This is a genomic window from Clostridium sardiniense, assembly GCF_050584765.1.
Classification (GTDB): Bacteria; Bacillota; Clostridia; order Clostridiales; family Clostridiaceae; genus Clostridium; species Clostridium sardiniense_A.
This window is the reverse complement of record NZ_JBNOOR010000001.1, coordinates 411,094-432,061: the sequence shown is the minus strand read 5'-3', so window position 1 is coordinate 432,061 and position 20,968 is coordinate 411,094. Positions and strand designations below refer to the sequence as shown.

Here is a 20,968-nt window from a genome sequence, read left to right as displayed (position 1 = left end):
TTATAATTTATAAAAAGAGCCTAATACTATAAGTATTAAGCTCTTTTTTCTTCAATAATCTTTTTTAGTATAATAAATCTTATTTTATCATAAGAAAACTCTTCTGAAAGTTCATCCTTTATAGGTTTTACTCTATAAAATCCAATCTTATCTACAACTTCTAATACTTTATTCTCTTCTTCCTTATTAAATAAATCTGAAAAGTCTATTTTAAAATCTATATCATTTCCTGCATTCATATATTGCTCTATATGAGATATTATTGTTGTTATAGCAAGTCCTCTCTCATCTGATATGCAGTTAAAATCCTTTCCCTCTTTTATCATATCGATTGTTATTTCATAAGATTTTTGCTTTCCATTATTACTTCCTTTAGATTGTTTTTTATCAGTTCCTTTATCTACTTTTTTATTGTTACCTTTATGGCTCCATTTAATATCTATATTATTTTCATCTATATATTCTTTTATTTTATCTAAGAATTTCTCTCCATACTTTTCTATCTTCTTCTCTCCAACTCCACTTATCTCTATAAGTTGAGTATTGTTTACTGGCATTCTAACACTCATTTCTTTAAGGGTATTATCTCCAAATACTATATACGGAGGTATTCCCTCTTCTATAGCTATATCTCTACGAACATCTTTTAATATAGCAAATAAATCATTATTTGTATCAAGCTTTTGAATTTTTCTCTCTTCTTTAAATAATACTTTTTCATTCCCTTTTATTACTTCTAATGACTTGGTATTTTGCTTAACTACTGGATATTCTCCTCCATAATTTATATATCCATGAGATATTAATGTATTTATAAAATCTTTAAGTTCTTCTTTAGAATAGTCTTTCATTATTCCATATGTCGTAAGTTCATTAAGTCCAAATTCAACTATCTTTTGATTTTTAGACCCCCTTAAGACATCTACTATCATTCCTATACCATAAGGTCTCTTCATTCTATAAACACATGATATAACCTTTTGTGCATCTATTGTTTTATCAACGACTTCAGCAGTTGATTCACAATTACTACAATTGTTACAATCATCTTTAAGTTCTTCACCAAAATACTCTAATATGAATCTTCTATAACATCCATTGCAGTATACTAAGTCAGTCATAGTTTGAAGTTTTGATAATTCATTCATTTTTCTTTGTGGATTTAGTGTTCCTGTATCTATAATATACTTTTGTGTTTGTACATCGCCTGGTGAAAATAACAATATACATTCTGACTTTTCTGAGTCTCTACCAGCTCTTCCTATTTCTTGATAATATCCTTCTATATTCTTAGGCATATTAAAATGTATTACATATCTTATATTAGGTTTATCAATTCCCATACCAAAGGCATTTGTTGCAATCATTAAATTGCTTTTATCATAAACAAACTCTTCTTGGTTTTCTTTTCTTTCTTCATCTGAAAGCCCTGCATGATATCTTCCTACACTTATACCTTTAGCTTTTAAAAGTTCATATAATGAATCTACTTCTTTTCTTGTTGAGCAATATATTATTCCTGATTCAGCTTTATTCTCCATAACATAATCTAATATATATTGTTTTTTATTAACACCTTTTTCTATAACTATCTTTAAATTTTCTCTATCAAATCCAGCTACAAATACCTTTGGATCATTAAGAGCTAAAAGCTTAACTATATCTTCCCTTACTTCTTTAGTTGCTGTTGCTGTAAATGCTGATACAACAGGTCTTGTTTTTAATAATTCTATAAATCTACTTATATGTTTATAACTACTTCTAAAGTCATGTCCCCAAGTTGATACACAATGTGCTTCATCTACTGCTACTTGAGATATATTTGTATTAGATATCGTATTTAAAAACTCCATTGACTCTAATCGTTCTGGTGCAACATAAAGAATTTTTATCTCTCCATCTTCTATCTTTCTAAAAACATCTCTTATCTCTAAAGTTGAAAGAGACGAATTAACATATGCTGACTCTATTCCAACGCTATTTAAAGCATCTACTTGGTCTTTCATAAGAGATATAAGTGGTGAAATTACAATTGTTATGCCATCCATCATAAGGGCTGGAACTTGGTAACATATAGACTTACCTCCCCCTGTTGGCATTATAGAAACTACATCATTTCCACTTACTATTTCATTTATTATCTCTTCCTGTCCTTTTCTAAAATTACTATATCCAAAATAACTTTTTAAAACCTTTAATGCATTCTTCAAAATTACTCTCCTCTTTATTTAAATCATACTAATATTATAGACCAAATTTTAAACTTATAAAAAGGAATTACAATCTGTAATCCCTTTTTATAAGTTTATTTTAAATAAGTGCTGCTTTAAGTGCTCATTTGCTTCTTTTTAAAACTAATATTTAAAATTGCTCTTCATCTACTGCCTTATTAAATAAGCACAGATTTCTTCTACTACTTCATCTATGTTCTTTCCAGATGTATCAAATTTTTCTGTATTCATATCTTTATATAAATCTAAGTAATTAAGACTTCTCTCTAAACAAGCTATATCTCTCTTGCCTTCATCTATATCTTTAGAAATTCTTCTTTTTAATGCACTTCTAGAACATATTAAAGTTATCTTTTCAAGATCATATTCTATATCCTTAAGTTCTGACAGAATATCTTCCATTATAGACTCATCATGAATAACCCAATTAAAAATAATGTTTTCTACATTAGAGTTATTCATAAAATTGTTTAGTAAGAATATAATATTCTCTTTAACCATTTTCTTATTTTCTTCATTTACAATAAAAGGATCCATCATCCAGCACCAATCCCCATCTAGCCAAACTGAATTATTTAATCTTTTGTTTAATTCTTTGCAAGTCGCTGTTTTACCAACACCCATTGTACCATTTACAATAATTAATCTTTTCATAATAAATAATTCCTTCTTAGTAAGTTAAGTATTCTATTTTATATTTACCCTATCTAAAATCTTTTGGTATACATTTTGCATAAATGGTTCTTTCTCTGTATATTTCATAAGCTCTTTTATAGGAATCCATTTAACTCCACTATTTTCATCTTCTTTCATTCTAATCTCTTCATTTTCATCACCTTCAAAAAGATAAGCAATGGATAGATGTAGATGTGGTGATACAAATTCACCTCTTTTTATATGTCCATTTACAGGAAGAACATCTACTGAAGCTATACCATTATAAAGAAGCCTTGCATTCTTTAGCCCTGTTTCTTCTTCAAGTTCCTTAAATGCAACCTTTAAGAAATCTTCATCTCCATCCATGTGCCCGCCAGTCCAAGCCCATGATTTATAAATATTATGGTAAGCCATAAGCGCTTTGTCCTTTTCTTTATTAACTACAAAGGCTGAACTTGTAAGGTGACAAACTACATTTTTTCTTGTAAGTACATCACTAAAATTATTTATACACATAAGTATACTTTCTTTATCCTTAGCTTCTTGCTCATTTACAGGTATATAATTTTCTATTTGTTTCTTCCAATCCATAAATACTCCCCACTCTCTTTTGTTGTTTATCTATCAATTATTAGTTCTTAATTTATATTTTGAAATATAAATTAAATATATCTTATAAATTTCTCTCCATCATTACTATATCATCTACAGATTCATATTCATTTTTCTTATAAAATCCTTCTGTTTTTTCTGTCCTTGATGTAAGTAAATATATATAATCTATTCCTTTACCCTTTAATCTATCTGTAAATTCATTTAATAATCTCTTTCCTATTCCTTTTCCTTTTTTACTATGATCTACACAAAACTCTTTTATATTAAAATGCATAGCATCATAATAATACTCATGATTTCCAAGAATCATACCTACCGGCTCCTCATCTAAATAGCAAACTAACCCATAGGCTCCTTCACAATTCATCATTTGAGTTAATCTTTTTGTAGCACTTTCTTCTGTCCATTTATCATTCCATGGATCTGAATTAAAAGATTTAATATAAAAATTAACTACACTTTCTAAATGCTCTAAAGTAATCTCTTCAAATCTCATTTCTATTACTCCTTTTAAATAATATACAAATTTATGCACTATACTTTCCCTTTTAACATTATATCACATTACTTATAATTCTATTTATGCTATAATATAGGATGTATTCTCAAAGGGGGACAATATGAAAAAGAAGGATATTTTTTTAATTATACTTTCAGCATATATTGGAGTATTGACTATATCAAATATTAACTTAAAGGAAAGTAATGAGGCTTTAAACTCAGAAATAGATAATTTAAATTTATCGATTAATAATATAAATTCAAATATCTATGATATTTATACTAATCTAGAAACTTTAAATGCTCCATCACATTTATTAAGTAGCTATAATTTTGAAATAAAAGATAAAAAGATATATGTAACAGCAGATATAACATCTCCTTCTAAGCCATCTAAAGTAGTTGTTAAATATAAAGATTCTACTAAAGATACTTGGAATGAAAAAGAGATGACTACTTCTGAATACCCACACTATTTTACTAGCATTGATTTTGATCCATCAAAGGAATATAATTTTTCTCTATACTTTATAGAAGGCAATAAAGTATATCCATTTAAAATGGATAACTACTCTTTTAAAGCTTTAGCTAAATCTTTTGTAGTTCATTCTATGAATCTATACTATAATCCTTTTAATAATTCTATAGGCAATGATTTTTATTTTTCAACTAATATAAAAAGTGATAATACTAAATTATTTAATATAACTGACTTAACTTATAGAGTAATTTATGATGGTAAAGTAATTAAAGAGTATACTACTAAAGATTTTGACAATAGAAATAATGGAGAAAGTAACACATTTTTACTAAACTCTACTCTTCCTGTAGGAGTTATAAATAAAGATATTGATAGCTCTTTACTTAAGGGAGAGTTTATTGCAAAAGATTTAGCTGGGAATATATTCAAAGGAACATCAGCTAATAATGATTTAGATATAACATTATCTGATTCTAATAAATAAAAAATATATACAATACAGATTCATATTAAACTACACTTGCTTTAATTTTTAAATTACTATCTATCATTTATATATAATAATAGATAGTAAAATATCGGATATAAGTATATATACTTATATCCGATATTCATTATAATCTATCTAATTTTTATATAACATATCTTATTTTTATTATTTATGTAATATTATATTTATATTACTATAAATAATATGTTTTAAGATACATGCTCTTTTATTTAAACATCTCTCTAAAATTTTGTTTTTCTTTATTGCTCTCGAATAGATTTAAGAAATCACATATCTCAACTCCAAAATCTATAAATGCATTACCAATTGCAGTTATGACATTACAATCTCTAACTATATCTACATTTACAAAGTTCTCTCTATTAAATGGATCCTCTTCTCCAAATATACTTTTGTGTCTGTTTGACCACTTCTTTATTGGAGTTGTATATTGTACATTATCTAATGCAGTTGATTTAGCTAAGTATACTGTACCAGCACCACAAATTCCTGCAATTAATTTATTATTATCTTTAAAGTATAATATTAAATCTTGAAGTTCTTCTCTATAGTCTCCATTCCAGCCTCCTGGAATTATAAGACCATCAAATTCGTCATACTCAATATCTTTTAATATCATTTCTGGATTATATATAAATCCAGTTTGTCCTTTAATACTTCTCTCTTCATAAGCCATCGTAACGACTTGTATATCTTCTTGAGTGTTTAAAAGATGTGATACAAAGGTAACTTCATAATCAGTCATATTTTCAAAAATAAATAATGCTATTTTTCTCAAAGTTTTATCCCCCACTATCCGCGTTATATTTTCCCATTTTTTACTATAATTATATCTTAATTCTACTCTAAATAACATATATTAAAATTAACTTTTATATTGAATATTTTATCTATTATTTAATTAACTCATTTCTTTTTATATATGGGTTTATATATCTATCCTTCTTTAATGTTTTATCGCCTATATTAATTGCTTTGCTTGGACAAATATTTATGCAAGCCATACAATCTACACACTCCCCATTCCATGTTGGTTTACTTTCTTTTAATTTTACATTACTTACTGGGCAAATTTTTTCACAAGTTCCACAACCTGTACAATTACTATTTACATTAAATTTCTTATCTTTCTTCTTATATTTGTTCTTCCAAAGAGAATGAACAAAATTGCTTACCGCTTGTTTTCTAAGTTTTAAATTCTTATCATCTTTATTTTCTATAGATGTTATGAAGTCATTAAGCTTACTTTTTTCATCTTCTATAGATTTAATTGCTCTATCTTTTGAAGGATTTCTTCCTGCTCTTATATAGTTAGATATATATTTTATCTCTTCAAAATTATTAAGTCTAAGCCCTTTAGTATTTAAGATTTCATTTATTCTTACAAAACCATTCTTAGAAGATCCACCCCCTGTAACTTGTACTGCGAAAACATAAGGATTACCTTCTAATTTTAATTTTTCTAAGAATTCTTCAACAACAGATGGAAGACTAAAGCAATGTAGTGGATATATTATCCCTACCATATCACTATCACATATAAAATTTTTCTCTTTCATTGCTTTTGATATAGGTATTAATTCTACTTCATCTATTTTATTTTTAATTTCCTTTCCAACATACAGACAGTTACCTGTTGATGTGAAATAATATATTTTAATCAAATTTATCACCTACTATAATTTATTAATATATTTTTGTAATCTATATGACTCATTATAAAGTATAAAGTATTAGATTATCTATTACCTTTTTGACTATATTTTAAAATTAATAATTTTAATTTTTAATATCATCTATTCATTTAATTTTTTCCAATTACATTATTTTTTATATTTTGTATACTAGATTTTTCTAATTTGTGTAATACCTCAAAACAAATAATTTACTGCTTAAAATCTCCAACAACTTATTATCTAATAATATTATGAAAGTAAAATGAAAATTTTCTTAAATAATTTTATAACTATACAATAAAACTTCTAGAAGTTACGCTTTTAATATATATTTTAACATTTCATACTAAATAAGTTATATAAAAAAGTAGTGTATATAAAAATATATACACTACCTAATTTAGTTATTACCTAAAGGTCTTCTCCATCAAAACTCTTATATTTTGGTGGGTTCTTATCATTACCAATATTATTTTGTTTTTGATGTAATCTTTGTCTTCTTTGACCCTTTTGCAAAGGATTTCCAAGGTTATCTTTCTTTGGCATGACTATCACACTCCCTTCAAATATTATTTTTCTCCTTATCATATTTAAAAATTCATATAAAAAAGAAGAGATAATATTCCTATCTCTTCTAAATATTCTCTATAATTTTTCTTTCACCCTTGAAATTATTTATTTTAGTTCTCCTAAATTCTAATTCAAGTTTTATTTCATCTGTTGATATACTTAACTCATTAGATAATACTAACAAATGATATATAAGGTCGCACATCTCATTTATCTATTCTTTTTTAAATTCACTAAATCATTTAATTTCCTATTGATACTATGCTACTAAAATATAAATATCAATATTTTATTAACATTTATTCAATTTATTTCTAATTCTTTATAAATATGTTATATTAACCTTAATAATAACACACTGATATTTTAATATATTTGTACAAATGAGAAATGGAGATGATTTTTTGGTAGATTTATTAGCCTTGGTATCATTAATATTTGGAGTATTTTTAGTAAAAAAGTGCAAAAGAAATCTTACTACTAAATACTATAAATCTTTCATTATACTCGGAATAGTCCTTATATTAGTTCCTTCAATATATATAGTAAAAGAGTTTAATAGGGGATTTGTCGACGGTTTTGAGAATGCTAGTATTAATTTAAATCAAAATATTGATTAATAAAAAGGCATTGAAGTTGCTCTTCAATGCCTTTTTATTCTTTTTCTTAATTAAGTTTTGTGTATCTAAAAGAACATCCCTCATAATTAACTATTAAGATATTCCCATTAGTATAGAAAACTGGTGTATCTTTATAATTATCATCATTCTTATGCTCTTCATCAGTAACTACTACTTTATATACCTGTCCTTCTGTATCAAGTCCAATCAATGCAGGTCTCATTATATATGAATTCTTATCATTATAATCAATGATGTTGCCATCTATCCTACTTATTTTATAATATGGATCTTTAAAATTTTTATCATAATAAATACTATCAAATATATTAAAGTATCTATGATCTGATATTATAATATTTTTTTTAGCTAGCCCTGAATATTTCTCCATCATTTTCTCTGTTGGCTTTGAGTCTAATTTATAACTGTACATAACGCCAGTTCCCCATATTCCTTTAATGCTTTCTAAAACATCATTACTATCAATAGACCCTTTTTCATTCTTTTCTATATTATCCTCTTTACCTTCATCAATTTTATTATAATTTTGAAGTGCTTGTACTACTTTTTCTTCATCACCATTTTTAATGCAATATTTTCCTCCAAAAACTAATAATAATCCAATCCCAACCCCTACAATTGCCCTTCTCACTAGTCCACTCCTTTGATAAAACATATAAATTACTATTAAATATTACTATTTTTATATAAGCACTTCAAGAAAAATAATCTAATATTACAAGATAAATTTTATCATTATCAATAACTAATTTCTCTTTCAAAGATACAGGCGTAATTTTAACTAATTCTTTTCCAGAAATAAGCTGTGATGATATTGATTTTGACATATTTTCGTGTATTTTATCTATGCTTTTTCTACCAAAATTATGGCATATTATAAGCTTTCTACCTTTCTTTAAAAGCTTACTTAAATGACTTAGAAACTTTTCCTTATCTATAAAATGCGGAAATGCATTAAATACTATTATAAAATCCCATTCTCCAGCTTCTATATTAAAAATATCTTCGCATAAGTATTCTACTCTTTTATCATTATTTTTCTCTTTAGCTATTTCTATCATATTTTTAGATATGTCTACTCCAAGTATCTCTTTTGGATTATATTTTAATAAATATTCTTCTAATATCCCAGTTCCACAAGCTACATCTAATATTTTTGAATTCTCATGAATATCTATTTTCCTTATTATATCTTCTATATATTCATGATTGCTTCTTCTATCCCAATCTGATGCCAAATTATCAAAGAACTCTCTTATATTACACATCTATATAATCTCTCCTTTTTAAAAAGTTATATAATATAGGTATTAATATTAATTGAATTATAATTCCAGGTAATGCTGTAATAAAAGCGCCCATTAAAAATGCAGAAAAAGCAAATGTATTTTGTACAACTCCTAAAATAATAAAATTAGCTATACAAGATACTACTCTCCCAACTAAAAGAGTTATAATTAATGATACTAGTATAGACCTTCTCTTTAATAAAATTCCTAAAGTTAAGCCATAACATCCAAGTTCCAAGCTCATTATTATAGCTACTGGAAATATAGGGGGCATCCCAGTTAAAAATGATGAAAGTATTGGAACAATTAATCCACAAATCCCTCCATATTTTCCTCCACATATAACTGCACATATTAAAATAGGTATATGCATTGGCAAGAATATATTGCCTGCCATATTAAAAGTATGAAATATAGAAGGTAATATTATACCTATTGCAATAAACATAGATGTTATTAAAATTTTTCTTATATTAGACTTATTCTTTAATCTTTTCATATAACTCACTCCTTTATATACTAAATTTATATTTTTAATCTTATATTTTTAGACATAAAAGAATTTATAATAAGAACTTATAAAAAAAAGACTATAGATAAATTAAATTTATCTATAGTCTAATAATTATTTAGTACTCATTGCACTATACATTTCATTTTTTATATTAGTAATCTCTTTACTAGCACTATCATATTGCTTATTACTTAATAGTTGTTCTACTTCTTTTATTTGACCTTCTATTTTAGCTCTTGAACCTTTTTCTATTTTATTTAAATCAATACTCTTTAAATCCTCTAATTGTCTGTTTAATATTTGTCCATTATCTTTTTCAGCTTTTTCAATTAAATTATTTAATTTTTTTTCAAGCTCAGGCATTACTTTTACATTTCTAAATGAGATTGCATCATTTGATTGTTTTATTAAGCTTTTATATGTGGTTTCTTCTTTTCCTATCATATATTGGTTAAATGCTGTTTTATGTCCATCTAAGTAGGTTTGGAATTTTGCGATTTTTTCATTTTCCCTATGTGTGTTGAAAATTAATAATCCTAATATAAGTACTGCCACTATAATTCCGATGATTAATTGCTTTTTTCTCTTTACATTCTTCATATCATGTTCACCTTCACTGTATTAATTTATCAATAATATGTCCGATTGTAATATCATATATCAGAATTATAGATACAATATATTTATATTTTAAAATATTTGTTAATTATTTTTACAATTATAATTAAGATTTATAAAATAACTTCAAATTCTTCAAAAAATCTATTTAGATATTCTTCCATATAATCTATTCTATTTTTTGCAATCCTTCGTCCTATATTAGTTCCCATATCCTCTTCTAACCTAAATAGCTTTTCATAAAAATGATGTACTATTGACTTACTCTTTTCAGTTAAGTTGTACTGCCCACCCTCTAAATTTGTATGTGGATCATACATCTTTTCTCCTATATGTTCACCAAACATAAATGCTCTTCCTATTCCAACTGCTCCTAAAGAATCTAAATTATCAGCATCTTTTAGTATTATTGCTTCAATAGGCAAATCACTTTCTAGCTCGTCCCCTAGGAAGCAATGCTTGTCTGTTGATTCTATGCATTCTCTTATTTTTTTTATTAATTCCATATCTAATTCAAGCTTTATGCATAATTCATAAAATATTATCCCCATTTCATGAGAATGCTTTAATTCTATTTCATCATTTATTTGAAGTCTATGAAGATCGTGCATATAACTTGAAAGACATAGTACATCTTCATCACCTGATAGTCCTTCCTTCTCATTTATGAGCTTTGCCATTTTATATACTCTATCTAGATGATATATATCATGAGCCCCCTCATTGCAATGCTTACTTAATAATTTTATCATTTCTTCTCTCACTGAATTGTAATACTTGCTCATACCCTAAACTTTCCTCACATTCTAATTTAAATATTGTTTTTAAATTTCCACTAATTCTTTTATCTTATCCTCTTCTAATCTATATACAGTCCAATCACTCATTGGAATTGCACCTATGCCCTTGTAGAAATTTATTGATGGCTTGTTCCAATTAAGACAACTCCACTCAATTCTCTTACATCCGTTATCAAATGCAATTTTAGCAATAACCTTAAATATCTCTTTTCCAATTCCTCTTCCTCTATATTCAGGCTTTATATAAATATCTTCTAGATAAAAACCTGATCTCCCTATAAATGTTGAGTAATTAAAGAAATAAAAAACATATCCTATTGGATTCCCATTAAATTCTGCTATCATAACATTAGCATCTTTTCTTATAAAAATTGACTCTCTTATGCTATCTTCAGTTGCAATAACTTCATCTAACATTTTTTCATAAACTGCAAGTTCTTTTATAAGTCCCAAAATTAAATTAATATCATTCTCTTCTGCTTTTCTTAATTTAAAGCCCTCAATATTTGTGTCTATATATTCCATATATAAGCCCCCTTTTCACTGTTATATTATACCATATTTAATATGTCCTTATAACTATTTTATACTAACTACAAAAACAATATTATTAATTCAAAAATTTAAAAGCAATGTGTATATACACATCGCTTTAAAAAAAATTATTCCATTGCTATAAAATTAACCTCTTGAGTATTAGTCATATCGCCTAATCCATCTAAAAGGTCTGATATATCACATTCTAAAGCTGACATATCAATTGTTATACTTAAATTTGCAGAACCATTTATTGGTATACCTTGATCTATTGTAAGAACATTTCCACCCTTATCTGAAATATAATTTAATACATCTGATAGGACACCTTTTTTATGCTCTATAATCATACTAAAAGTCATCTTACGACCTTGTATACTCTCTGCAAATTCAAAGACATGGTCCTTATACTTATAATAAACACTTCTACTTATTCCTACTATTTTTGTTGCTTCGGTTATTTCTTTGATTTTTCCCTCTTTAAGTAAATTTTTAACTTCTATTACTTTTTCATATACCTCAGGCAAAACTTTCTTGTCTACAACTAAATAATTACCTTTCATTTGTTACCACCTTCTATAACAACTGCACCCTCATTATCTATAGAGAGAGTCAAAATAGAGTAATTTACCCCTTCTCTATTAAGCACTTCTCTCATCTTATTGCTAAAGCTATTTTTTCTATTAATAATTGTCATTATTGTTGGCCCTGCACCACTTAAAAAAGATGCTAGCGCTCCATTATTATATGATTCTTTTTTAATAATATCAAACCCTTTTATTAAATTTCCTCTATAAATTTCATGAAACCTATCATCACATGCAAATTTAAGCAAATTATAGTTTCCATTATTAAGAGCTGTTACCATTAAAGATGCCCTTCCAACATTATATACTCCGTCTTCAAAGGATATTTTATTTGGAAGCACTGCCCTTGCTTTTTCTGTAGATAATTTAAAATCAGGTATTATTGGAATAAAATTTAAATCATCCTTCACTTTAACCTTATCGTAAATCACTTTGCCTTTTATCACTATAGCAACAACGATTCCTCCAAGGAGTGCTGGTACAACGTTATCTGGATGCCCCTCCATAGAAACAGCTATATCTAATAACTCTTCCGTTGATAACTTTTGACCCATAATTTCATTTGCTCCAATAATTCCACCAACAATGCAACTTGAACTACTTCCAAGACCTCTAGAAATTGGTATTTCATTTTTTAGAATAGATATTCTTAATCCTTTTATCTTATAATTCCTTTTTTTAAAACATTCAATCATTGCTTTATATATTATGTTCTCTTCATTACAGAACTCTTCTTCTATTCCAAAAAATTCTAATCCATTCTCTATTTCTTCAAAAGCATATTCATTATATAAATTTAACGCTACGCCTATAGCATCAAAACCTGGCCCCATATTCGCTGATGTAGCTGGTACTCTAACTCTAATCATATTATTCACTACCTTCCAAATATGCTAGTAAAACCTCTTTCATAGAATCTTTTGTACATTCCTCATCATGCCTTATTTTTTTATCTTTTAACTTTGCTAAACATTTTGGTATCCTATTACTACTTTGTTCAAACAAAGCTTTTAAAACATCAAAGTCATCCATAAAATCCACATCTATTCCTAGTGAATTGCATATACTTCGTGGAAATTTATATGGACTTGCAGTTGAAGCTATAAGTACTGGTGTATTATCGCCAGTTTCCTTTTTATACTTCTTATATACACTGTACCCTACAGCTGTATGTGTATCGATTAAATAGTTGTCTTTGAAAAATATTTCTTTTATAGCCTCGTATACTTCTTCTTTGGTAGAAAATCCTCCATAAAATTCTTCTAAGAACTCTTTCATCTTATCATTTATTTCATATACGCCTTTTGTAGTTAAATCATTCATAAGGTTATTAACCTCTTTTGAATCTCTTCCACTTGCTTCATAGAGTAATCTCTCTAAATTTGATGAAATCAAAATATCCATAGATGGAGATTCAGTTAATATAAGTTCTCTTCTTCTATCATATATACCACTTTTAAAGAAATCTGAGATTACTTTGTTTTCGTTAGATGCACATATAAATTTATTAATAGGTAATCCCATTTGTTTTGCGTAAAATGCCGCTAAAATATTCCCAAAATTTCCTGTTGGAACAACTACATTTATTTCTTCTCCTATTTTAATCTTACTTTTATTGCAAAGATTAAAATATCCATAGAAATAATAAACAATCTGAGGTATTAATCTACCTATATTTATTGAATTTGCAGATGATAATAAATAGCCCTTTTTTCTTAATTCATCCTTTAAATCATTATCATTAAATATAGATTTAACACCATTTTGAGCATTATCAAAGTTGCCATCAATAGCTATCACCTTAACATTTTTTCCGCTTTGAGTTATCATTTGTCTCTTTTGTATCTCACTTACTCCATTCTTTGGATAATAAACAACTACTCTAAAACCTTCAATATTTTTAAATCCTTCAAGTGCCGCCTTTCCAGTATCCCCTGAAGTTGCTGTAAGTATTACTATTTCCTCATTAATATTACAAAATTCTTTAGCTTCTTTCATAACTTGAGGAAGAAATAGTAATGCAGCATCTTTAAATGCACAAGTAGGTCCATGATATAGCTCTAAAAAATTTTTTCTAACTTTTACTTTAAATCTTTTATTATAAGCTCTATTTATAGCCCCATTAAGCTTATCTTTATCTATATCTGTAAAGAAATTTTTTATTATTTTAAATGCTAACTCTTCATATGTGCAATCTTTATTTTTAATTAAATTCTCATAAATTTTAGGAAAACTCTCTGGAACAAATAGCCCACCATCAGACGCAATCCCTTTAATTATTGCCTCGGATGAATTTATTCCTTGTTCAGCCCCCCTTGTACTCCTAAATTTCATTTAACCACCCCAAAAGTTTAATTCTAGAAATATACCCTTATTTATCATAATATCATGTACTTGTTATGAATACAACTGTATTTTATTTAAATACATATTATTCTTTGCATTTCCATCTCTCAATTCTATACTTTACTGTATTTTACATTTAATTTATTAATTTTATTTCTTGTATAGACTTTTCATCTTACTTATAAACAAATAAATTATCTCTACAGCACCAAGGAATTCATTGGAATTTAATGAAATTTAATGAAATTTAATTATATTATTACAACGTATTCATATATAATAAAGATATATTGTATTATATTAAATTAATTTATTAAAATTTTATAAGGGGGACTACAAATGATAAAAAATTTCAAAAAATTAAGTGTTGTTTTAGTTATAACAACTTTATTTTCTCTATCTTTAATTAGCTGCACTAATAGTAAAGTAAACAAATATATTGAAGCTGGAAAATCATCTTTAAACTCTAAGCAATATGATCAAGCTAAAACTGACTTTGAAAATGCACTAAAAGAAGATAAGGACAATAAAGAAGCTTCTGATTTATTAAATATAATAGAAAACTATGAATCCGCTAAGAAAAGTTATGAGTCTAAAAATTATAAAGAGGCTGAAGAATATTTATCTAAAATAGGGCCAGATTATTCAAATTATAAAATAAAAGAGGATATAGATAAATTAAAAGAAGATATAACCTTAAAAGAAGAGGCAATAAATAAAATATCCGATCAAATTAATTCTGTAGATAAGTTAATTAATGATAAAAAATTTACTGATGCAGAAAATGAAATCAAATCTATTAAATTAGATGATGCTGATAATGATCAAAAGAAAAAAATAGATGATCAAATTAATAAAATAAACAAAGAAAAAGAAAAAGTTGAAGCAGATAAAAAAGCTAAAGAAAAAGCTAGCATAGAATCTAAATCTAATGATAATACAAGTAAAAATACTACTTCACATAAAGAAGCTTCTTCTAAAAAAAGTTCTGCAAATAATAGTACATCTAAATCTAATAGTAATACTAAAAAAGAATCTGCTTCCAACGAAGGCGTAACTTACACAAACAAAAAATTTGGTTTTACCTTTAAAATACCATCATCTTGGATAGGCCACTACTCAATAAAGCAGACTTCTACTGGAGTTAGTGTAATATTTAAAGCAGCCGATGGTACTCCAGGACTATTAATTGCAATAACTAGTAACCTTGTGGATGGAGAATATTTAGATAATACTACATTTAAAACTATAAACGGAACTAAATATGTATTAGGTCTACCATCTGATATAGGACTAGATCCTGATAATTCAAGTTATAAATTATATAAAGAACTTGAAAAAGACTATAAAGTAGTAGTTGATTCATTTAAAGGAATATAAGTAATATAAAATAAACTTAATTATAAAAATAGAGAGGACTTACATATAACTATCTAATATATTAAAAATAGTTATATAAGTACTCTCTTTTTCTTTACATCCTATATTCCATTAGCTATTAAATTTAATATTATTCCACCCTTTATTGATATATTATTATTTTTTACAAATTCCTTGCAATCTTCTATTTTTAGCTTAATAACTTCTATTTCTTCATCCTCTTCTATATTAGCTGTACTTATTTCTCCACACACTTCCATCTTTACAATAGCTGTTGTTTCATCAGTCATACCAACAGATGTATAGCTTGGTTTTAGAAATACTTCATAACTTGTAGCAGTAAGCCCTGTCTCTTCAAAAAGTTCTCTCTTCGCTGCCTCTTCCATATCTTCTCCTGGATCTATAATACCAGCTGGAAGTTCATATATATAATCATCAATTACAGGTCTAAATTGTTTAATTAAAACTACTTCTCCTTCTTTAGTTATTGGAATTATCATAACTCCATCAGCCTTTGTGTGATCCTTAGTCTTGCAAGCAAGTTCTTCTTCATCTCTTCTACTGGCAAGAAAATATTTTTTAGGATTCCCCTTTTTATTCTCAAGATCTAATTCATACATGTTTAGATATTTATTATTTGTTTGTTTTTTAATTCCAAGTATTTTCATCACTCTCTCCTCTTTCTTCTTCACATAATATTTTATACTTACATTTATTGCATTTATAATCTTCATCTCGCATTATAAACATCTCTTTATCCTTTGGTTTGTTAAGCTCTTTATCAGAAAGCATGGCATCTATAACATTAATCTCTTGTTCTACTCTTAACTTTATCTCTTCAATTTCTTCATTTGCAATTTCAAACTCATAATTCTCCCCTGTAAATAAATACTCTATTCTTCCTCTTATATTTTCAACAGGAATTTTATACTTTTCCATTACATAAAGGGCATATACTAATAACTGTTCTTTATTATCTTCATTTTGTTTACCACTCTTCCAGTCTACTATAATACAATTTCCTTTATCATCAATATAAAGCATATCTATTAGTGCAAAAACCTTAACTCCATTTATAAATATATAGTCAAAATTCCCTTCATCAACTTCCAGTACTTTTAAGAAGTTTCCTTTTTGTATATCAAAAAACGTCTTACTCTCAAAGAAGTTTTCTACACATTGTTCTATTCTTTCTTTTACTTCATTTATATCCTCTGAATCTAATTTACCCTCATAATAATACTCCTGTAACATCTGTCCATTTGGGTACTCATCCCACTGAAGTTTACTTCCCTTTCTACTACTTTTTCTAACTATATTATTTAATTTAAGCCTTACAAAAGATTTAAACTTATCTACATCTATCTCACTATCTTTATTATTGATTTTATATTTAACTATGCCTTTTATTCCTTCATGAATTATATCCCCAAAAGCTATCCATATATTAGTTAGCTTTTTTAGTCTCCAAGTTCTTTTTCTTTCTAATGATACCTCCGGCTCCCATCCCCTATGAGAACCATAATAAGTGTAATAATATTCTCTTAGACAAGACTTTATACTCTTTATCCTCGAAATGCTCCATGATTTTTCTGGATACTCTTTAACTAAGAACCTTTCTTTCCTCATATTTTCCTCCATTATTACTTTATATATTAATTATTATACTCCTTGAAAAACTTTAATAAAATAAGGCCCTCTAGAAAATTTCTAATTTCTAAAGAGCCTTATTACTAAAATCCACTTTTTAAATTCTCATAAATCTTATAAACAGCCATAGCTGTACTTAATGCTTTTGAATCATATGCATATAAAATCTTATTAGGTTCCTTACTTAATACACGTTCTATGCAAGCTTCTATACTTGTATCCTCTGCCTTTACTCCAAAACGCTCCTTATATTTTTGCCTATATAATTTCATAACACATAACTCTTGATTAAAGAATACTCTTCCATATATTTTACTATACTCTTCCTTTATAAACCTTGAGTGATACCCCATATTATAGCCAACTAATCTATCACTTCCAATGAAATTTAAAAATTGCGGCATAATATTTCTTATACTAGGTTTTCCTTCTAACATTTTGTTAGTTATACCAGTTTCTGCTTCAACATTTTCTTGTAACACCTTTTCAGGGTTTATATATGTTTGGAATGTTTTAATTATCCTTCCATAAGATACCTTAACTGCTGCTATCTCTATAATTGAGTTATTATTTGAAAACTTACCTGTTGTCTGTATACATATAGCACAGTAATTATAAGAATCCCTTATCTCCCGTTCACTTCTCATTGTTATAGACTCTAATGTCCTAATTTTCTCTTCTACGTATCTATTAATATCCCTATAATTTAAGGTTAATGAATTAACTCCCTCATTAGATATTTCTTTAATCCTTAGAAGATATATATCTTTAATTTTAAATAGCCTTTCTGATAAATTACGTATAGATATATTCTTGTTATCGATTTTATTCTTTAAATCGTTTATTTCACTTTCCATAATAGATAGCTCATTTTTAAAGTTTAAAATTCTACTCATTTCTATCATTCTTTTATCATTTATTATTCTCTCTTCTTCGTAATCTTTTTTATCTTCAATACATTCTGCTACTTCCTTACAATTCTCTTCCTCGTTATTCTCCTCTATTACTTCTCTATCTTTTATTACTTCCCTATCTTTTACCTCTTCCCTATCATCTTTCTCTTCATCCTCTAACTCTTTCTCATTAATATTACCAGCTTCTTTCAACTCATCAAGTGTCTTTTCCATACTCTCTTCATTATCTTCTACATTTTTTTCTACTATTTCTTTATTCATTTTTATTTCTTCTTCGTTGCTCTTTTGTATTTCTATCTCTTGTATTTCGACCTCTTGTCTTTCTATCTCTTTTCTTTCCATCTCTTTTCTTTCTATCTCTCGTCTTTCTATCTCTTGTTTCTTAATCTCTTCTAATTCTTTTTCCTTGGCCTCAATATTCTTTTTATATCTTTTAATAATATTTATCTCTTTGTTTATATCGATATTTACCTTCGCGCCGCTTTTTAAAAATATCTTTAATCCTCTAAATACCTCTTCTGCTTCATTTATCTCCTCTTTTTCTATTTCTTTGTTATTAATTTTCTCTATTACGCTCTCGCCTTCTTCTTCTAAATCTAACAATCTTCTATTACATTCTTCACAAAGATTGTTCTTTAATTTTAAAAACCATCCCCTTTTAGAACAAACAGAACATTTTTTCATTTATTCACATCCTTTTATTATTTATAAAGGCTTCTCTTATAGCCTCATTTTTTTTAAATCTTATCCACTCATACATTATTAATGAATCTATTATTTTATTACATTCTTTAAATATATCTAATGTCATTTCCCCACTAACTTCTGAATTCTCCTCTAACATCTTAATAGATATTTTTATCTTCTCTATTTCTAACCTTAAAAGTTCTAGCATAGAATCTTCACTAATTGAACTTTTATATAGCTCTTCTAATTTATTTTTATTGTCATTATCTATAGAATTCACATTCTCACCTTCTGTTAAATTATTAATATACTTCTTAAGTCCTTAATCCAGTAAAGTCTCTTCTTCCACAGGATATACTTTAGAGTACATCTCTAAAATATCCTGCAACTTAAATTGAAGTAACATTTGATTACTAATTACATTTCTTAATGTCTTATCTAAAGATTTATTTAGATCATTTATATCTTTTAGAGTAAAGCCAGAAGTCTCCCTTTTTTCTTCTTTTAATGTTTCTAAGATATATTGCATCTTCTCTGCTTGGACATTGATTATATTGCTAAGTCCCATATCTTCCATAGCAACTGATGCTATAAGCATATTTAATGCTTCTTCTGTGCTTATATTAATTTGTGGATTCATGTTCGGTATATTAGGCATAGACATATCACTTCACCTCCTAATATATTTATATATTTTACTTTTCATAATAATTCCTATTTATTATAAATAAAAAGCGAGGAATATAAGCCCTCACTTTTTAAAATGTTATTATGTTCTATTTAATGTTAATTATATAAATATAACTTATTTATTTTATATTTTTTCTGGTAAAAACTCTTTTAACTCTTCTAATTTAAGTTGTAATAATAATTGATTTCTTAGTACATTTTTAAGAGTTAAGTTTAATGCTTTATTAGTATTTAACAAATCTTCAACTCTAACTCCTCTAGGCTGTGCTATAGGATTTCCATCTCCATCTAATAATGTACCTAATAAATATTGTATCTTCTCCCCTTCTACATTAATTATATGACTTAGTCCAATCTCTTCCATCCCAATTGAAGCAAGCATTAGATTTAATGCTTTTTCTCTATCAAAATCTACTTGCGGATTTAAATCTGGTACCTTAGGTAATGACATAAACTTTTCACCTCATAAAAATTTAGCATTTCATTTATATGTTATTCTAAAAATAAATATTTGTTACTAATATCTATGTTACAAGATGTAAATCTTAAAATTTCCTTATAAACTCTATCAAATCTTAAAAAATACTAAATATTGTATTTTTTCAAAATCATCTTATTGTAATGTTAATTAAAGTAGCATATACTAACTTTATCTTAATTCAATTTTTATAAATATTTATTGGAGGAATACTATAAATGAAAAGATTATACAAAGTTCCAGGCCACGGTAAAATAAGTGGTATATGCCAAGGATTATCTGAATACCTTAATGTAGATGTAACGATAATAAGACTTTTATGGGTTGTCTTAGCTTTCATTTCTTGCGGTACTGCTATCTTCGGTTATATAGCCTGCATATTCATAATTCCTAATAAAGAAGATGTAATAAATAATAACAATAATGATTTTACAAAATCTTAAGGTCAAGAAATTGATCTTTTTTATTAAACTAAATTATCAGAATTTTTTAAATATAATTACTTTCTATGAGTAAAACTACTTATTTCCCCAATCTCTCTTTTTCGACAAAAATATATCGATAAATTTTTAACAATATCTATTGCAACCATATA

General features: G+C 26.6%; 26 protein-coding genes. 4 read left to right on the top strand and 22 right to left on the bottom strand.

Annotated elements, in window-relative coordinates; all coding sequences use genetic code 11:
- Positions 1–35: 35 nt before the first annotated feature.
- From recQ to ACQPUW_RS02160, 4 genes are all read right to left on the bottom strand, one after another.
- Entirely contained in the window at positions 36–2,210 is a 2,175-nt protein-coding gene (recQ, locus tag ACQPUW_RS02175) for a DNA helicase RecQ (protein ID WP_430835852.1), read from the bottom strand.
- Between the two features lie 168 nt (positions 2,211–2,378).
- Positions 2,379–2,885 carry an AAA family ATPase gene (locus ACQPUW_RS02170; RefSeq protein ID WP_430835851.1) on the bottom strand — a complete coding sequence of 169 codons (507 nt, stop codon included), beginning with the start codon at positions 2,883–2,885 and terminating at the stop codon, positions 2,379–2,381.
- A 33-nt stretch (positions 2,886–2,918) separates the two neighbouring features.
- Positions 2,919–3,479: an NUDIX hydrolase gene (locus ACQPUW_RS02165; RefSeq protein WP_430835850.1), complete on the bottom strand. Its 561-nt coding sequence runs from the start codon at positions 3,477–3,479 to the stop codon at positions 2,919–2,921.
- Positions 3,480–3,561: 82 nt separating this feature from the next.
- Positions 3,562–3,999, bottom strand: a complete 438-nt coding sequence (locus ACQPUW_RS02160; protein WP_430835849.1) for a GNAT family N-acetyltransferase — start codon at positions 3,997–3,999, stop codon at positions 3,562–3,564.
- 124 nt (positions 4,000–4,123) lie between these two features.
- On the opposite strand from ACQPUW_RS02160, the gene ACQPUW_RS02155 reads away from it, so the two are divergent.
- Positions 4,124–4,969 (top strand): hypothetical protein, encoded by an 846-nt coding sequence (locus ACQPUW_RS02155; protein WP_430835848.1) that lies wholly within the window; start codon positions 4,124–4,126, stop codon positions 4,967–4,969.
- Between the two features lie 232 nt (positions 4,970–5,201).
- Here ACQPUW_RS02155 and ACQPUW_RS02150 read toward each other — a convergent pair whose 3' ends face one another.
- The 3 genes from ACQPUW_RS02150 to ACQPUW_RS02140 form a co-directional block, all read right to left on the bottom strand.
- The gene (locus ACQPUW_RS02150; protein ID WP_430835847.1) at positions 5,202–5,774 is read right to left on the bottom strand and encodes a DJ-1/PfpI family protein; all 573 of its coding nucleotides are present in this window, start codon (positions 5,772–5,774) and stop codon (positions 5,202–5,204) included.
- A 115-nt stretch (positions 5,775–5,889) separates the two neighbouring features.
- Positions 5,890–6,660, bottom strand: a complete 771-nt coding sequence (locus tag ACQPUW_RS02145) for an EFR1 family ferrodoxin (protein ID WP_430835846.1) — start codon at positions 6,658–6,660, stop codon at positions 5,890–5,892.
- 423 nt (positions 6,661–7,083) lie between these two features.
- Complete coding sequence (locus tag ACQPUW_RS02140) at positions 7,084–7,218, bottom strand: clostri-philic family protein (protein WP_430835845.1); 135 nt, start codon at positions 7,216–7,218, stop codon at positions 7,084–7,086.
- Between the two features lie 428 nt (positions 7,219–7,646).
- On the opposite strand from ACQPUW_RS02140, the gene ACQPUW_RS02135 reads away from it, so the two are divergent.
- Entirely contained in the window at positions 7,647–7,862 is a 216-nt protein-coding gene (locus ACQPUW_RS02135; protein ID WP_430835844.1) for a hypothetical protein, read from the top strand.
- A 46-nt stretch (positions 7,863–7,908) separates the two neighbouring features.
- Here the strand turns inward: ACQPUW_RS02135 and ACQPUW_RS02130 are convergent, their stop codons facing one another.
- The 9 genes from ACQPUW_RS02130 to thrC all read right to left on the bottom strand — a co-directional run bounded on the left by ACQPUW_RS02130 (position 7,909) and on the right by thrC (position 14,562).
- Complete coding sequence (locus ACQPUW_RS02130) at positions 7,909–8,514, bottom strand: hypothetical protein (RefSeq protein ID WP_430835843.1); 606 nt, start codon at positions 8,512–8,514, stop codon at positions 7,909–7,911.
- Positions 8,515–8,578: 64 nt separating this feature from the next.
- Positions 8,579–9,151, bottom strand: a complete 573-nt coding sequence (locus tag ACQPUW_RS02125; protein ID WP_430835842.1) for a class I SAM-dependent methyltransferase — start codon at positions 9,149–9,151, stop codon at positions 8,579–8,581.
- Positions 9,144–9,671: an ECF transporter S component gene (locus tag ACQPUW_RS02120; protein WP_430835841.1), complete on the bottom strand. Its 528-nt coding sequence runs from the start codon at positions 9,669–9,671 to the stop codon at positions 9,144–9,146. The genes ACQPUW_RS02125 and ACQPUW_RS02120 overlap by 8 nt, the downstream gene beginning before the upstream one ends.
- Positions 9,672–9,797: 126 nt before the next feature.
- Entirely contained in the window at positions 9,798–10,286 is a 489-nt protein-coding gene (locus ACQPUW_RS02115) for a hypothetical protein (RefSeq protein ID WP_430835840.1), read from the bottom strand.
- A 131-nt stretch (positions 10,287–10,417) separates the two neighbouring features.
- Positions 10,418–11,089, bottom strand: coding sequence for an HD domain-containing protein (locus tag ACQPUW_RS02110; RefSeq protein ID WP_430835839.1), 672 nt, complete (start codon positions 11,087–11,089; stop codon positions 10,418–10,420).
- 39 nt (positions 11,090–11,128) lie between these two features.
- Complete coding sequence (locus ACQPUW_RS02105) at positions 11,129–11,629, bottom strand: GNAT family N-acetyltransferase (RefSeq protein WP_430835838.1); 501 nt, start codon at positions 11,627–11,629, stop codon at positions 11,129–11,131.
- Between the two features lie 137 nt (positions 11,630–11,766).
- A complete protein-coding gene (locus ACQPUW_RS02100) occupies positions 11,767–12,204 on the bottom strand; it encodes an ACT domain-containing protein (RefSeq protein WP_430835837.1) in 438 nt (145 codons plus the stop codon).
- Positions 12,201–13,097, bottom strand: coding sequence for a homoserine kinase (gene thrB / locus ACQPUW_RS02095; protein ID WP_430835836.1), 897 nt, complete (start codon positions 13,095–13,097; stop codon positions 12,201–12,203). Before thrB ends, ACQPUW_RS02100 begins: the two co-directional genes overlap by 4 nt.
- A 1-nt stretch (position 13,098) precedes the next feature.
- On the bottom strand, positions 13,099–14,562 hold the full coding sequence (gene thrC, locus ACQPUW_RS02090; RefSeq protein ID WP_430835835.1) for a threonine synthase: 1,464 nt from the start codon (positions 14,560–14,562) through the stop codon (positions 13,099–13,101).
- A 351-nt stretch (positions 14,563–14,913) separates the two neighbouring features.
- On the opposite strand from thrC, the gene ACQPUW_RS02085 reads away from it, so the two are divergent.
- Positions 14,914–15,954 (top strand): hypothetical protein, encoded by a 1,041-nt coding sequence (locus ACQPUW_RS02085; protein ID WP_430835834.1) that lies wholly within the window; start codon positions 14,914–14,916, stop codon positions 15,952–15,954.
- A 101-nt stretch (positions 15,955–16,055) separates the two neighbouring features.
- Here the strand turns inward: ACQPUW_RS02085 and ACQPUW_RS02080 are convergent, their stop codons facing one another.
- The 6 genes from ACQPUW_RS02080 to ACQPUW_RS02055 form a co-directional block, all read right to left on the bottom strand.
- Positions 16,056–16,622 carry an NUDIX hydrolase gene (locus ACQPUW_RS02080; protein ID WP_430835833.1) on the bottom strand — a complete coding sequence of 189 codons (567 nt, stop codon included), beginning with the start codon at positions 16,620–16,622 and terminating at the stop codon, positions 16,056–16,058.
- Positions 16,603–17,583, bottom strand: a complete 981-nt coding sequence (locus tag ACQPUW_RS02075; RefSeq protein ID WP_430835832.1) for a PD-(D/E)XK nuclease family protein — start codon at positions 17,581–17,583, stop codon at positions 16,603–16,605. Before ACQPUW_RS02075 ends, ACQPUW_RS02080 begins: the two co-directional genes overlap by 20 nt.
- Before the next feature lie 104 nt (positions 17,584–17,687).
- Positions 17,688–19,202: an exonuclease domain-containing protein gene (locus tag ACQPUW_RS02070; protein WP_430835831.1), complete on the bottom strand. Its 1,515-nt coding sequence runs from the start codon at positions 19,200–19,202 to the stop codon at positions 17,688–17,690.
- 4 nt (positions 19,203–19,206) lie between these two features.
- Entirely contained in the window at positions 19,207–19,485 is a 279-nt protein-coding gene (locus ACQPUW_RS02065; RefSeq protein ID WP_430835830.1) for a hypothetical protein, read from the bottom strand.
- Between the two features lie 42 nt (positions 19,486–19,527).
- Complete coding sequence (locus ACQPUW_RS02060) at positions 19,528–19,869, bottom strand: hypothetical protein (RefSeq protein WP_430835829.1); 342 nt, start codon at positions 19,867–19,869, stop codon at positions 19,528–19,530.
- A gap of 150 nt (positions 19,870–20,019) precedes the next feature.
- A complete protein-coding gene (locus tag ACQPUW_RS02055; protein WP_430835828.1) occupies positions 20,020–20,346 on the bottom strand; it encodes a hypothetical protein in 327 nt (108 codons plus the stop codon).
- Positions 20,347–20,591: 245 nt separating this feature from the next.
- On the opposite strand from ACQPUW_RS02055, the gene ACQPUW_RS02050 reads away from it, so the two are divergent.
- Entirely contained in the window at positions 20,592–20,816 is a 225-nt protein-coding gene (locus tag ACQPUW_RS02050) for a PspC domain-containing protein (RefSeq protein WP_430835827.1), read from the top strand.
- Positions 20,817–20,968: the final 152 nt, after the last annotated feature.

Coding starts and splice junctions, on each gene's coding strand:
- ACQPUW_RS02105 (WP_430835838.1), bottom strand. CDS start 11,629: ATGGAATATATAGACACAAATATTGAGGGCTTTAAATTAAGAAAAGCA.
- ACQPUW_RS02075 (WP_430835832.1), bottom strand. CDS start 17,583: ATGAGGAAAGAAAGGTTCTTAGTTAAAGAGTATCCAGAAAAATCATGG.
- ACQPUW_RS02085 (WP_430835834.1), top strand. CDS start 14,914: ATGATAAAAAATTTCAAAAAATTAAGTGTTGTTTTAGTTATAACAACT.
- ACQPUW_RS02070 (WP_430835831.1), bottom strand. CDS start 19,202: ATGAAAAAATGTTCTGTTTGTTCTAAAAGGGGATGGTTTTTAAAATTA.
- ACQPUW_RS02165 (WP_430835850.1), bottom strand. CDS start 3,479: ATGGATTGGAAGAAACAAATAGAAAATTATATACCTGTAAATGAGCAA.
- ACQPUW_RS02120 (WP_430835841.1), bottom strand. CDS start 9,671: ATGAAAAGATTAAAGAATAAGTCTAATATAAGAAAAATTTTAATAACA.
- thrC (WP_430835835.1), bottom strand. CDS start 14,562: ATGAAATTTAGGAGTACAAGGGGGGCTGAACAAGGAATAAATTCATCC.
- ACQPUW_RS02050 (WP_430835827.1), top strand. CDS start 20,592: ATGAAAAGATTATACAAAGTTCCAGGCCACGGTAAAATAAGTGGTATA.
- ACQPUW_RS02055 (WP_430835828.1), bottom strand. CDS start 20,346: ATGTCATTACCTAAGGTACCAGATTTAAATCCGCAAGTAGATTTTGAT.
- thrB (WP_430835836.1), bottom strand. CDS start 13,097: ATGATTAGAGTTAGAGTACCAGCTACATCAGCGAATATGGGGCCAGGT.
- ACQPUW_RS02100 (WP_430835837.1), bottom strand. CDS start 12,204: ATGAAAGGTAATTATTTAGTTGTAGACAAGAAAGTTTTGCCTGAGGTA.
- ACQPUW_RS02125 (WP_430835842.1), bottom strand. CDS start 9,151: ATGTGTAATATAAGAGAGTTCTTTGATAATTTGGCATCAGATTGGGAT.
- ACQPUW_RS02140 (WP_430835845.1), bottom strand. CDS start 7,218: ATGCCAAAGAAAGATAACCTTGGAAATCCTTTGCAAAAGGGTCAAAGA.
- ACQPUW_RS02110 (WP_430835839.1), bottom strand. CDS start 11,089: ATGAGCAAGTATTACAATTCAGTGAGAGAAGAAATGATAAAATTATTA.
- ACQPUW_RS02170 (WP_430835851.1), bottom strand. CDS start 2,885: ATGAAAAGATTAATTATTGTAAATGGTACAATGGGTGTTGGTAAAACA.
- ACQPUW_RS02080 (WP_430835833.1), bottom strand. CDS start 16,622: ATGAAAATACTTGGAATTAAAAAACAAACAAATAATAAATATCTAAAC.
- ACQPUW_RS02160 (WP_430835849.1), bottom strand. CDS start 3,999: ATGAGATTTGAAGAGATTACTTTAGAGCATTTAGAAAGTGTAGTTAAT.
- ACQPUW_RS02155 (WP_430835848.1), top strand. CDS start 4,124: ATGAAAAAGAAGGATATTTTTTTAATTATACTTTCAGCATATATTGGA.
- ACQPUW_RS02060 (WP_430835829.1), bottom strand. CDS start 19,869: ATGTCTATGCCTAATATACCGAACATGAATCCACAAATTAATATAAGC.
- ACQPUW_RS02115 (WP_430835840.1), bottom strand. CDS start 10,286: ATGAAGAATGTAAAGAGAAAAAAGCAATTAATCATCGGAATTATAGTG.